The sequence below is a fragment of the Streptomyces actuosus genome (assembly GCF_016921115.1).
Classification (GTDB): Bacteria; Actinomycetota; Actinomycetes; order Streptomycetales; family Streptomycetaceae; genus Streptomyces; species Streptomyces actuosus_A.
The window spans coordinates 83,451-94,847 of sequence record NZ_JAFFZS010000008.1 but is presented as its reverse complement, the minus strand read 5'-3'; the positions used below and the strand labels follow the sequence as shown (position 1 = coordinate 94,847).

Below are 11,397 nucleotides of genomic sequence, written 5' to 3'. Positions count from 1 at the left end.
GCGCCGGACGGCGGATCCCCGACCCCAAGGGGTGTCCCTGGGCGGGCCGGACGACGACGGGCGGGCCGGGTGCCGCGGGACGGACGGGCCTGGTGCTGCGGCTCGGGCCTGGTGACGCCTCCGCGGTGGTCAGGCGGTGGTGGTGTCCGTGCGGGCCGCCGCGGCCGCCCGCTTGAGGGCGGCGTCGCGCCTGCGGACGTACCAGACGCCGATCAGACCGAGGCCGCCGCCGGCCAGGCAGGTCCACAGCCACCAGGTGTGGCCGTGGTCGTCGTACCAGCCGTAGAAGGGCAGCTGGACGAGGAAGAGGACGAACCAGACGATCGTGCCGCCGGTGATGGTGGCGACCACGGGGCCCTCCAGGGGCTCCGGCGCCTCGTGCTTGGGGGTCCACTTCGCCATGCGCACAGCTTACGAGGCGGTGGATCCGGGCGCGCCGCGGCCGGGGTCTTCGGGGGCGGTCGCAGCTCGGAGCGGGTCTACGCGCGGAGATGGTAATCCGGGAACTCATATGTTCATACTGAAACGGTTTGCCTCCGTCCACTTCTGTTCGTAGGAACGTACCCATGCCCACCTCGGCCCCCGCCAAGGTCCCCGCGCCCGAGCAGCCGGGCAAGGCGCCCGCCTACGGCGCCCTCGACCGCCACTTCAAGATCTCGGAGCGCGGCAGCACCCTTGCACGCGAGGTCCGGGGCGGTTTCGCCACCTTCTTCGCGATGGCCTACATCATCGTGCTGAACCCGATCATCCTCGGCAGCACGAAGGACATGTACGGCCACCAGCTCGACAACGGCCAACTGGTCACGGCCACCGCCCTGACGGCGGCGTTCACGACGCTGCTGATGGGCGTCATCGGCAACGTGCCGATCGCGCTCGCCGCCGGCCTGGGGGTGAACTCGGTCGTCGCTCTGCAGCTCGCCCCGCGCATGTCCTGGCCGGACGCCATGGGCATGGTGGTCCTGGCCGGCTTCGTCGTGATGCTCCTCGTCGCCTCCGGTCTGCGCGAACGCGTCATGAACGCCGTGCCCTTCAGCCTGCGCAAGGCCATCTCGATCGGTATCGGCCTGTTCATCATGCTGATCGGCCTGGTCGACTCCGGCTTCGTCAGCCGCATCCCGGACGCCGCGCACACCACCGTCCCGCTCCAGGCCGGCGCCGACGGCCACCTCGACGGCTGGCCGGTGCTCGTCTTCGTCCTCGGCGTCCTGCTGACCCTGGCGCTCATCGTGCGCAAGGTGTCCGGCGCGATCCTCGTCTCGATCGTCACGATGACGGTCCTCGCGGCGATCGTCGACGCCGTCGCGGCGGTGCCCTCCTGGGGCCTGACGACGCCCCAGTGGCCCGGCAACCCGGTCGCCACCCCCGACTTCGGCCTGATCGGGCAGGTCAGCCTGTTCGGCGGCTTCGGCAAGGTCGGTGTGCTGACCGGCGTCCTGTTCGTCTTCACCGTCCTGCTGTCCTGCTTCTTCGACGCCATGGGCACGATCATGGGCGTCTCCGACGAGGCCAAGCTCACCGATGCCCGGGGTCAGATGCCCGGCATCAACAAGGTCCTGTTCGTCGACGGCGTCGCCGTCGCCGTGGGCGGTGCCAGCTCCTCCTCCGCCACCACCTGCTTCGTGGAGTCCACGGCGGGTGTCGGCGAGGGCGCGCGCACCGGCTTCGCCAACGTGATCACCGGCGCGCTGTTCGGCGCGGCCCTGTTCCTGACGCCCGTCGCCACGATGGTCCCGTCCCAGGCGGCCACCCCCGCCCTGGTCGCCGTCGGCTTCCTGATCATGGCGGGCTCGGTGAAGGAGATCGACTGGGCGGATCACACGCTCGCGATCCCGGCGTTCGTGACCATGCTGATGATGCCGTTCACCTACTCGATCACCAACGGCATCGGCATGGGCTTCATCACCTTCACGGTGCTGCGCCTGGCCGCCGGCCGGGCCAAGGAGGTCCCGGTGGCGATGTACGTGGTCTCCGCGGTGTTCGCCTTCTACTACCTGATGCCCGCCCTCGGTCTGTTGTGAGGCGGACGCCTGCGGGCCGGAGACCTGCGGGGCGGAGACCCGAGGGGCCGGCGAGGCGCTGCGGGTGGGCGAGCGGCCGAGTGCCGACCGGGGACGGCGTGGTCGCGGTCCTGGCTGCGGCGGCTGCGGGACCAGGGACCGCGCCCGGTGCCCGCGGACCTCTGCGGGGACCGGCGCCTCAGATGACCCCGTAGAACTTCTCCGTCTCCTCGACGGCGGTCTGGAACCGCTCGTCGAAGTCATCCCGAATGAGCGTCCGGACGACATAGTCCTGGACGCTCATTCCTCTCTTGGCCGCGTGGTCCCGGAGCCTTTCGAGCAGCTCCGCGTCTATCCGCAGGCTGAGCACAGTGGTCCCCATGCCCATGAGGGTCGCGGCAGCGTTCCGGCCGGTGTGTCACGTTCCGCTCTTTGATCACCCATATGAGTGAAGCGATGCATCAGTGGTCAGGGTCACGGGCATTGCCCCCGACCCCGAGTGGTCGTTAGTCAGAGTAATGAGTTAGGTTAAAGAACATGCCGGACCTCACCCATGGCGACGACGCTGCCGCCGTGAATTCCCTGCGTTCCGCCGTGATGCGGCTGTCCCGTCGGCTGAAGCACCAGCGTGTCGACGAGTCCCTCAGCCCCACCGAGATGTCGGTGCTCGGCACGCTGTCCCTCTGCGGCCGGGCCACCCCCGGTGAACTCGCCCGCAAGGAGCACGTCCAGCCGCCGTCGATGACCCGCATCGTCGCGCTGCTCGAAGCCAAGGGGCTGGTCCGGCTGGAGCCGCACCCCGAGGACCGGCGCCAGAAGGTCGTCACCAAGACCGAGCAGGCCGAGGCGATGCTCACCGAGAGCCGCCGCAAGCGGAACGCCTTCCTGGCCACCCTGGTCGAGGACCTCGACGAGGACGAGTGGGAGAAACTCCGCGCCGCCGCCCCCGTCCTGGAGAAGCTCGCACACCTGTAAGCACGTCGCGCAAGGAGGCGAACCCTTTTGAGTCCGGGATCCGGAGCACCTTCCGCCCCCGCACCGACCGTCCCACCTACCTCCACCTCCCGCACCTCCTCGATGTTCAGCTCGCTGAGGATCAGGAACTACCGCCTCTTCTTCGCCGGCCAGGTCGTCTCCAACACCGGCACCTGGATGCAGCGCATCGCGCAGGACTGGCTGGTGCTCAGCCTCACCGGCTCGGCCACCGCCGTCGGTGTCACCACCGCCCTGCAGTTCCTGCCGATGCTCCTGTTCGGCCTCTACGGCGGGGTCCTCGTCGACCGCCTGCCCAAGCGCCGCACCCTGCTGTTCACCCAGTCCGCCATGGCCGTCACGGGCCTGGCGCTGGCCGCCCTCACCCTCACGGGGCACGTCCAGGTCTGGCACGTCTACCTCGCCGCGTTCCTCGCCGGCCTCGCCACGGTCGTCGACAACCCGGCCCGCCAGTCCTTCGTCTCCGAGATGGTCGGCCCCGCCCAGCTGCAGAACGCCGTCAGCCTCAACTCCGCGAACTTCCAGTCCGCCCGCCTCGTCGGCCCCGCCGTCGCCGGCCTGATGATCACCGATGTCGGCACCGGCTGGGCGTTCCTCTTCAACGGCCTGTCCTTCCTCGCCCCCATCACCGGCCTGCTGCTCATGCGGGCCCGTGAACTGCACGTCGTCGACCGCGCCCCGCGCGGCAAGGGGCAGCTGCGCGAGGGCCTGCGCTATGTCGCCGGGCGCCCGGAACTCATCTGGACGATCACCCTGGTGGGCTTCATCGGCACCTTCGGCTTCAACTTCCCCGTCTACCTGTCCGCCTTCGCCGACGACGTCTTCCACGCCGGAGCCGGCTCCTACAGCCTCTTCAACACCCTCATGGCCGTCGGCTCCCTCGCCGGCGCCCTGCTGGCCGCCCGACGCGGCACCGCCCGGATGCGGATCCTGATCGCGGCGGCGATGACCTTCGGCGCCCTGGAGGCGGTCGCCGCCCTCGCCCCGTCGCTGTGGCTGTTCGCGCTGCTCATGGCCCCGATCGGGATGTTCGGCATGACCGTCAACGTCACCGCAAACACCAGCGTCCAGATGGCGACCGACCCGGCGATGCGCGGCCGGGTCATGGCCCTGTACATGATGGTGTTCATGGGCGGATCGCCGGTCGGCGCGCCCATCGCCGGATGGATCACCGACACCTACGGCGTCCGGGCGGGCCTCGCCGTCGGCGGGGCGATCTCCGTCCTGGCCGCCGCGGGCATCGGCCTCGCCCTGGCCCGGGTCGGCGGCCTGCGCCTGTCCGTCGGCTGGAACGGCGGCCACCCGCACGTCCGCTTCGTCCCGCGCACCCGACAGGAGGAGCCGGTGCCGGCCTGAGGGGCCCCGGGGGATCCTGTGCCGGATCCCCCGGTGTGCCGCGACACCGGTCGCGCACGCCCGCTTCGCGGGACCATCGAGTCATGAGACTCTTCGCCGCCGTGCTCCCGCCGACCGCAGCCGTCGAGGAACTCGCCGCCGCCGTGGCCGGGCTGAGACAGCTGCCCGGCGCCGACGCCCTGCGCTGGACCGGCCGTCCCGGCTGGCATCTCACCCTCGCCTTCTACGGCGAGGTCGACGTCGACGTCGTGTCCGAGCTGTCGGCCCGGCTGGAGCGCGCCGCGCACCGCACCGGACCCTTCCCGCTCGCGCTGACCGGCGGTGGCCAGTTCGGGCACGGCAGGGCGCTGTGGACCGGCGCCGACGGCGACCTGGCGGCCCTGCGGCTGCTGGCCTCACGGTCCGAGTCCGCGGCGCGCAGGGCGGGCCTGGGACGGGAGGAGCACCGCCGCTACAAGGCCCACCTGACGCTCGCACGCAGCCGCACCGCGGTGGACGTGCGCTCGTACGTCGAGGTGCTGCGCGAGTTCTCCGGCAGCTCCTGGACGGTCCGCGACCTGGCCCTGGTCCGCAGCCACCCGCCGCGCTCGGGGACGCCGGGCGAGCAGCCCCGCTACGAGGCGGTCGCGCGCTGGCCGCTCGGCGGCGCCGGTTAGGCTCGTTCCCGTGGACCCGAAGACCCGGAACCGGATCATGGCCGGCGCGCTCGTGCTGATGTTCGTGGTGGTGATCGTGGCGGCGGCGGTCAGGAAGTAGACCGCCCGCCGCCGGTCGGCGCCCCCGGCGCCGACCGGCGTCATCGTGTGTCGACCGGCGCCGTCCGGCGGCGACTGGCGGGCGAAGGCCTCCGGCGACGGCCGGGACCCGGCCCGGGAAGATCTGCTCCGACCGGACCGGCCATGTCCGCCTCCGAGCCGGGCCGACCGCCGTCACCCGTGCCGCGCGCGTACGGTGTGGAGCCGGCCGCCCGCTGCGTCACGCCTCCGTACTTCTACCGTCCGACGGTGATTGCCCAGCGGACGCGGGACGGGGCGGTCACCCTCACCGTTCCGTGTGCGCGGTCGCTCTTCAGATCCAGTTGGTTGAACGTGCTGCTGACCTCCCCGTCCACGCATTCAAGGGGAAAGCTCAGACCGACGGGTTCCACCGAGACGGTCAGCTTTCCTTCTCCCCGGCAGTTCACCAGGACCGACAGTGAGCCGGCCTTGATCCCGCCCCGGATCTCCATCTCCTGGTTGCCGCTGGCGTTCGCTGTCTGTGCGACCACTTCTCCTGCGGGAAGGACCGGCGCCTTGGTCACGGTCTCCCCGGCAACATTCTCAGCGCGGTCGGACGGCCGGGTTTCCGAGGGTGAGGACGAGGCACCCGGAGTGGGCGGGTGGGTGGGGTGCGCCGTGTCGTCATGGGTGCTGGTGCAGCCCGGCAGTGCGAGGACGGCAGACAGCACACCCGCTGTTGTGATGACCTTCACCTTTCCCATGGATACCAGCCGACCCGGTAGGGGGAATAGCTGACGACCTTGTGCACAGGAGAGGTCGTACAGTTCTGATGGAGCATGTAGCTCTTCCCTGTGTGCTTGAGTCGCCAAACGCCGTACCTGGCGTGCGTGGTCTTGCGCGACGGAGTGTCCACGGAGATTCAATTGCCCAGTTTGGCCGTGAGTTTCGCCGATACGGTGACGTTGAACTTGGCCTTGATCTTGACGAGCATGGTGTTGACCGAGGTCTCCAGATCGCCGCTGACGGAGACACCCACCTCACCCGTCACCTCGGATGTGAAGGTCGACTCGGCGGTTCTGGACGTGGCGTTGTAATTGGCATTGGTCGGGCCGACACCCTGGTGGAACTGCTTCCCCTGGCTGGTGGGCACGTAGACGGCGTGAGCCGGGCTGCAGTCCACGGCGTCAGGCGAGATCACCGGCTCGGGCTTGCCGGGATAGATCGGGTCGTCCGCCGGTTCGCCGACCGGACCGTCCGATATTTCTGTGACGTCTTCCTCTGGCTCTTCCGGCGGTGCGGTATTGACGATCGAGCCCGGCGTCGACGCCGAGGGGGCGGGTGCTTCGTCAGAGGCCAGCGCGGGGCCGGTCAGGGCTGCGCACAGCAGGATTGTTGTTGAGGAGACAACAGCGGCGCAAAGTCTTGAGTTCACGTGATGCCTGTCCGGTGGGGATCGCCGCTTCGACAGTCGGATGCGTTGAACCTATGTCAAAGATGTTGCGGAGACACGGATTCCGGTGATCATCTGAGGAAGAATCGAGGTAGATGAAACGGAGTTCGGTGTTCGATGGAGAGGGGGGTAGGAGTCTGTGTCGCCGGCGGAGTCCGTGTCGGGTGGGGCGGGCGGGCCGCCTTGCTTCGAGCAGGCTCGAAGGCGTTGGCTGATGCCTCATGGAGTACACGCAGCTCGGACGCACGGGACTCAAAGTCAGCCGACTCGTCCTCGGCACGATGAACTTCGGACCTCAGACCGACGAGGCCACCAGCCACGCGATCATGGACGCGGCGCTCGACGCGGGGCTCAACTTCTTCGACACGGCGAACGTCTACGGGTGGGGCGAGAACAAGGGCCGCACCGAGACGATCATCGGGAACTGGTTCGCGAAGGGCGGCGACCGGCGCGACAAGGTCGTCCTCGCCACCAAGGTGTACGGCAACATGGCCCCGGACGGGGAGGCGTGGCCGAACCACGACAAGCTCTCCGCGCTGAACATCCGCCGGGCGGTCGACGCCAGCCTCAAGCGGCTGCAGACCGACCACATCGACCTCTACCAGTTCCATCACATCGACCGCCGCACTCCCTTCGAGGAGATCTGGCAGGCCGTCGACGTCCTGGTGCAGCAGGGGAAGATCCTCTACGCCGGTTCCTCGAACTTCCCCGGGTACAAGATCGCCCAGGCCAACGAGACCGCCGCCCGCCGTGGCGGCACCATCGGCCTCGTCAGCGAGCAGTGCCTCTACAACCTGGCCGAGCGGCGCGCCGAGATGGAGGTCATCCCGGCCGCCCAGGAGTACGGACTCGGCGTCATCCCCTGGTCGCCGCTGCACGGCGGCCTGCTCGGCGGTGTGATCAGGAAGGAGGTCGAGGGCGGTCGCCGGGCGAGCGGACGTGCCGCGGACTCCCTTGCCGACGCCGCGATCCGCGAGCAGATCCAGGCGTACGAGGACCTTCTCGGCAAGCACGGCCTCGAACCCGGCGAGGCCGCCCTCGCCTGGCTGCTGACCCGGCCGGGCGTGACCGGCCCGATCGTCGGCCCCCGCACGGCCGAACAGCTGGAATCGGCGATCCGCGCCGTGGACCTGGAGCTCAGTGAGGAAGTGCTGGCCGGGCTGGAGGAGATCTTCCCCGGCCCCGGCCCCTCCCCGGAGGCCTTCGCCTGGTGATCCGCCGGGCCGCCGCGTCCAGGACAGCCGCCGCTCCACCACCGGGGCGGCGGCTCCCGCCGTTCGGGTGCCGTTCAGCCGGAAGAGGCGCGAGCGGCGTCCCCCGTGGCACGGACACACGGCAGGAAGGCCGACCAGGCGGCGGGGCTGACGGCAACGGTACGGGCGGCCGGTGACTTGGAGTCACGGATGAGGAGAGCGGTGGGGGAGAGGGCTATTTCCAGGCATTCGCCGCCCTGGCCGCTGCTGTGACTGCTCTTGAACCAGTTCAGTTCAGCACTCATAGTTTGCCTGCCACCTCGTCGATCAGCTTCGCCGACTCCTCGGGATTGAGGGCCTGCGCCCGCAGAATGCCATACCGGGCGAACATGTTCCCCAGGTCTGGTTGTTGGCTCACGAAGTAGCCATTGCTCGGGCCCTCGACGTAGCCGACCCTGTCGGGATCGTCGGTTTCCAGGAGGATCATCGGGCCGTCGAGACCGGCATGGATGTGACGGTCCGTCGGCATTACTTGGATCTCTACGTTTCGACGCCTGCCGACTTCGAGGATGTGGCTCAACTGATCCTTGTGGGCCTGCCTACCCCCGAGGGGGCGTTTCACAGTGTGCTCCTCCAGTACGAACCCGACGATCGGAGCCGGTTTTCGTGCCAGCACCCGCTGCCGGTCCAGCCGAGCGGCCAGACGCATCTCGATCTCGTCGTCCTCCAGAGGCGGGCAGTGCACGTCGAAGGTTGCGCGTCCGTACGACTCCGTCTGCAGAAGGCCTGGGATCAGGTGGTTGGCGTACATGTAGACCGCCGTCGCTCTTGCCTCCAACTCGGCATAGTCCTCGAACCATGACGGAAAGCGGCTGACCCTGAGGGTCGCCCCGGCGGCGATCAGTGCACCCTGTGTACTCAGCACCTCGTCCGCAACCGTTACCAACTGGCCCTTGGGCGGTCGCTCTCCGCGCTCCACCATCGCCACTTGCGACTTGGAATAGCCGACGTGACGACCCAGCACCTCCTGTGTCATTCCGGCCTGCTCCCGGAAGAATCTCAGCAACGAGCCGAACATCTTCAGGTTTCCCGAGTCCGAATCACGAGGGTGCACGCCGACCTCCTCAACTGCACAGCCGCGCACGGACCTTGCGCAGCCCTGGTCACAGTATGTGACCGTCCGGAAGCATCTGCGGCATGTACGAGAGAATTGCCGCCCCCTGGATCCCCACCTGGATCCCCGCCTCCGGTCACGCCCTGCGTCACGCGGGCATCCACTTCGACGCCGTCCGTCTGCGTGGCGCCGTGAGCGAACGCGCCGCCCGGGAACTGTTGCTGGCGACCGGGTTCGCGGCCGGGCCGGTCGTCCAGGAGATCGCGGGCGAGCGGAACATGTACTTCCTGCTGCCGCCGGACACCGCGTCCGGCTTCCGCTGGCCACCGGGGGTGCGGACGCTGACACGCGGTGACGGGCGCCGGGCCTACGTCGGCGTCCCGGCGCTGTCGGGGGTGACGTGGCCGTTGGTGTGGCGGTCGGAGCCGTCGGCGGGGGTGCCGTTCGTGCGGGGGGAGCTGCTGCGGGAGGTGGTGGGCCGGGTGAGGGCCGGGTGACGGTACGTCAGTCGCGAGGGAACTCGCCGGTCCTGAGGGCCCGCCCTGTGGGAGAGGCGGTCGCGCAGTACAACGATACGTACGTGGCGAGGATGCGCGGTCGCTCGGCAGCCCAGGTCACGCGGTGTACGGCCCGCCCAGGTCCCACGCCTGGTGCAGGGCCGTCGCGAAGGCCTCGGCGATCCGGTGCTCGCCCCGGGCGTTCGGGTGGGTGCCGTCGTAGGTGTCGGTGTGGATGTCGTACGACGGGGGCGGTGAGGCGGGGAGCAGGGCGGAGCCGGGGGCGTCGAGGTCGGCGATCGTCTTGGCGAGGAGCTCGTTGAAGTGGGCCACCTGCGTCGCGAACGCGGGGTCGGCCTCCGCCCGGATGTTCGGGATCACCGGCAGGATCGCCATCCGCACCCTCGGGTCGGCGGCTCGTGCCGCGGCGACGAAGCGCCGGACGTTGTCCGCCGTCTGCTCGGGGTCGGTGTAGAAGCCCAGGTCGATCAGGCCGAGCGAGACCAGCAGGACGTCGGCGCGGCAGGTGCGGACGGCGTCCTCGATCGCGTCGGCCATGTGCAGCCAGCCCTCGCCCCAGCCCGCCAGGTGGGAGCGGGGGAAGCCGGGGTCGGCGTACGCGTACGACGTGTCGGTGTCCGTGGCCTTGTCGTGCAGCGCCTCGCGGGGGCCGACCAGTGTGAAGGGGCCGCCGTACGTCGCGCACAGGTGCTGCCACATGCGGTAGCGCCATGTGTGCTCGCCCGCGCTGCCGATCGTCATCGAGTCACCGACGGGCATCAACCTGAGCATCCGCTCATCATGAGGGATCGCCGGGGGATCGGGCCCGGCCGGGGGGTGTGAGGCCTGCCACGCCCTCGGCTGAGCCCTGCCGGCTGCCGGACCTGCCCCGTCGCGCCCGCGGCGGCCTGCGGCCGATCCTCCCGTCCCTGCCGGCTGCCGGACCCGCCCCGCCGCCGCCGACGCCGCCGCCGTGCCCGTGCCCGCCCGCCGAACCCGTGTCCGGGATGGCAGGCTTGACGCATGCGCCGACCCTTCGCCCTGCTGACCGCGGCCCTGCTCCTGGGGGCTCTCTCCGCGCCGTCCGCGTCCGCCGCCGACGGAGACCAGGGCTTCACCATGAAGGACCCCCGCATCACCGAGTCCAGCGGGCTCGCCGCCTCCCGCCTGCACCCCGGGATCTTCTGGACGCACAACGACAGCGACGACGGCCCGTACCTCTACGCCGTGGACGGCGCCACCGGCCGCACCGTCGCCACCCTGACCCTCACCGGCATCGGCTCCCCGCGGGACGTGGAGGCCATCTCCATCGGGCCGGACAACCACATCTGGGTCGGCGACATCGGCGACAACTTCGGCGGCCGATGGCCGTACGTGTGGGTGTACGAACTGCCCGAGCCCGAGGAGCTGAAGGACGCGACCGTGCGCGCCACCCAGTACGTGGTGAAGTACTCCGACGGCCCCCGGGACGCCGAGTCGCTGGTCGTCCACCCGAAGACCGGACGGGTCTACATCGTCGACAAGAACGAGGACGGCGGTCACCTCTACGAGGGCCCCGCCCACCTGTCGACGTCCGGTGCCAACATCTTCCGGCCCGTCGCCGCCGTCGATCTGTGGGCCACCGACGCCGCGCTCTCGCCCGACGGCGACCGGCTGGCCGTGCGCGGGTACTTCGGCGGGATCCTCTACGACTGGAACGGCGGCGAGCTCAAGAGGATCGAGCGACTCGACGTGCCGCTGCAGCGGCAGGGCGAGTCCGTCACCTACTCGGTCGACGGAAGCAAGCTGCTCTTCGGCAGCGAGGGGGCCGACAGCGGGGTGGTGGCCGAGGACGCCCCGGGCGCGCCGGACGGGGGTGCCGCGTCGCCCCGGGCCCGGGAGGGGGCGGGCGGCGCATCGGCCCAGGAGAGCGGCGGTGACGGTTTCCGGAACGGCGCGATCGCCGTCGCCGTCGCGTGCCTGGCCCTGTTCGGCCTGCGCAGGCTCTTCCGCCGGGGGTGACGGACCGCGCACCCCGTGCGGCGACGACATCCTCGAGCCCGGCACCTCGCCGGGGAGCACCTCGCGAACATCGAGGC

14 protein-coding genes are annotated in these 11,397 nt (G+C 70.0%); 7 read left to right on the top strand and 7 right to left on the bottom strand.

Features of this window, described 5'->3' with window-relative positions; all coding sequences use genetic code 11:
• Positions 1-129: 129 nt before the first annotated feature.
• The gene (locus JS756_RS13005) at positions 130-402 is read right to left on the bottom strand and encodes a DUF2530 domain-containing protein (RefSeq protein WP_205383225.1); all 273 of its coding nucleotides are present in this window, start codon (positions 400-402) and stop codon (positions 130-132) included.
• 164 nt (positions 403-566) lie between these two features.
• On the opposite strand from JS756_RS13005, the gene JS756_RS13000 reads away from it, so the two are divergent.
• A complete protein-coding gene (locus tag JS756_RS13000) occupies positions 567-2,018 on the top strand; it encodes an NCS2 family permease (protein ID WP_205383224.1) in 1,452 nt (483 codons plus the stop codon).
• A 178-nt stretch (positions 2,019-2,196) separates the two neighbouring features.
• On the opposite strand, the gene JS756_RS12995 is transcribed toward JS756_RS13000, so the two are convergent.
• On the bottom strand, positions 2,197-2,385 hold the full coding sequence (locus tag JS756_RS12995) for a CopG family antitoxin (RefSeq protein ID WP_205383223.1): 189 nt from the start codon (positions 2,383-2,385) through the stop codon (positions 2,197-2,199).
• A 149-nt stretch (positions 2,386-2,534) separates the two neighbouring features.
• Here JS756_RS12995 and JS756_RS12990 point away from each other — a divergent pair, with 149 nt between their 5' ends.
• From JS756_RS12990 to thpR, 3 genes are all read left to right on the top strand, one after another.
• Positions 2,535-2,972 carry a MarR family winged helix-turn-helix transcriptional regulator gene (locus tag JS756_RS12990; RefSeq protein ID WP_205383222.1) on the top strand — a complete coding sequence of 146 codons (438 nt, stop codon included), beginning with the start codon at positions 2,535-2,537 and terminating at the stop codon, positions 2,970-2,972.
• A 102-nt stretch (positions 2,973-3,074) separates the two neighbouring features.
• Positions 3,075-4,346, top strand: coding sequence for an MFS transporter (locus JS756_RS12985; RefSeq protein ID WP_205383221.1), 1,272 nt, complete (start codon positions 3,075-3,077; stop codon positions 4,344-4,346).
• 83 nt (positions 4,347-4,429) lie between these two features.
• Positions 4,430-5,002, top strand: coding sequence for an RNA 2',3'-cyclic phosphodiesterase (gene thpR / locus JS756_RS12980; protein WP_205383220.1), 573 nt, complete (start codon positions 4,430-4,432; stop codon positions 5,000-5,002).
• Between the two features lie 335 nt (positions 5,003-5,337).
• Here the strand turns inward: thpR and JS756_RS12975 are convergent, their stop codons facing one another.
• Together JS756_RS12975 and JS756_RS12970 are read right to left on the bottom strand one after the other, a co-directional pair.
• Positions 5,338-5,646 (bottom strand): hypothetical protein, encoded by a 309-nt coding sequence (locus tag JS756_RS12975; protein WP_240203688.1) that lies wholly within the window; start codon positions 5,644-5,646, stop codon positions 5,338-5,340.
• A 338-nt stretch (positions 5,647-5,984) separates the two neighbouring features.
• Positions 5,985-6,497, bottom strand: a complete 513-nt coding sequence (locus JS756_RS12970) for a hypothetical protein (protein WP_205383219.1) — start codon at positions 6,495-6,497, stop codon at positions 5,985-5,987.
• A gap of 239 nt (positions 6,498-6,736) precedes the next feature.
• Between JS756_RS12970 and JS756_RS12965 the strand changes: the two genes are divergently transcribed.
• The gene (locus JS756_RS12965) at positions 6,737-7,729 is read left to right on the top strand and encodes an aldo/keto reductase (RefSeq protein WP_205383218.1); all 993 of its coding nucleotides are present in this window, start codon (positions 6,737-6,739) and stop codon (positions 7,727-7,729) included.
• A gap of 74 nt (positions 7,730-7,803) precedes the next feature.
• On the opposite strand, the gene JS756_RS12960 is transcribed toward JS756_RS12965, so the two are convergent.
• On the bottom strand, positions 7,804-8,013 hold the full coding sequence (locus JS756_RS12960; RefSeq protein ID WP_205383217.1) for a DUF397 domain-containing protein: 210 nt from the start codon (positions 8,011-8,013) through the stop codon (positions 7,804-7,806).
• Positions 8,010-8,822 carry a helix-turn-helix domain-containing protein gene (locus JS756_RS12955; RefSeq protein WP_307790566.1) on the bottom strand — a complete coding sequence of 271 codons (813 nt, stop codon included), beginning with the start codon at positions 8,820-8,822 and terminating at the stop codon, positions 8,010-8,012. Before JS756_RS12955 ends, JS756_RS12960 begins: the two co-directional genes overlap by 4 nt.
• 83 nt (positions 8,823-8,905) lie before the next feature.
• Between JS756_RS12955 and JS756_RS12950 the strand changes: the two genes are divergently transcribed.
• Positions 8,906-9,319, top strand: a complete 414-nt coding sequence (locus tag JS756_RS12950) for a hypothetical protein (protein WP_205383216.1) — start codon at positions 8,906-8,908, stop codon at positions 9,317-9,319.
• 117 nt (positions 9,320-9,436) lie between these two features.
• On the opposite strand, the gene JS756_RS12945 is transcribed toward JS756_RS12950, so the two are convergent.
• Positions 9,437-10,111 carry a GDSL-type esterase/lipase family protein gene (locus JS756_RS12945; RefSeq protein WP_205383215.1) on the bottom strand — a complete coding sequence of 225 codons (675 nt, stop codon included), beginning with the start codon at positions 10,109-10,111 and terminating at the stop codon, positions 9,437-9,439.
• Between the two features lie 231 nt (positions 10,112-10,342).
• On the opposite strand from JS756_RS12945, the gene JS756_RS12940 reads away from it, so the two are divergent.
• Positions 10,343-11,320, top strand: coding sequence for a WD40 repeat domain-containing protein (locus JS756_RS12940; RefSeq protein WP_205383214.1), 978 nt, complete (start codon positions 10,343-10,345; stop codon positions 11,318-11,320).
• Positions 11,321-11,397: the final 77 nt, after the last annotated feature.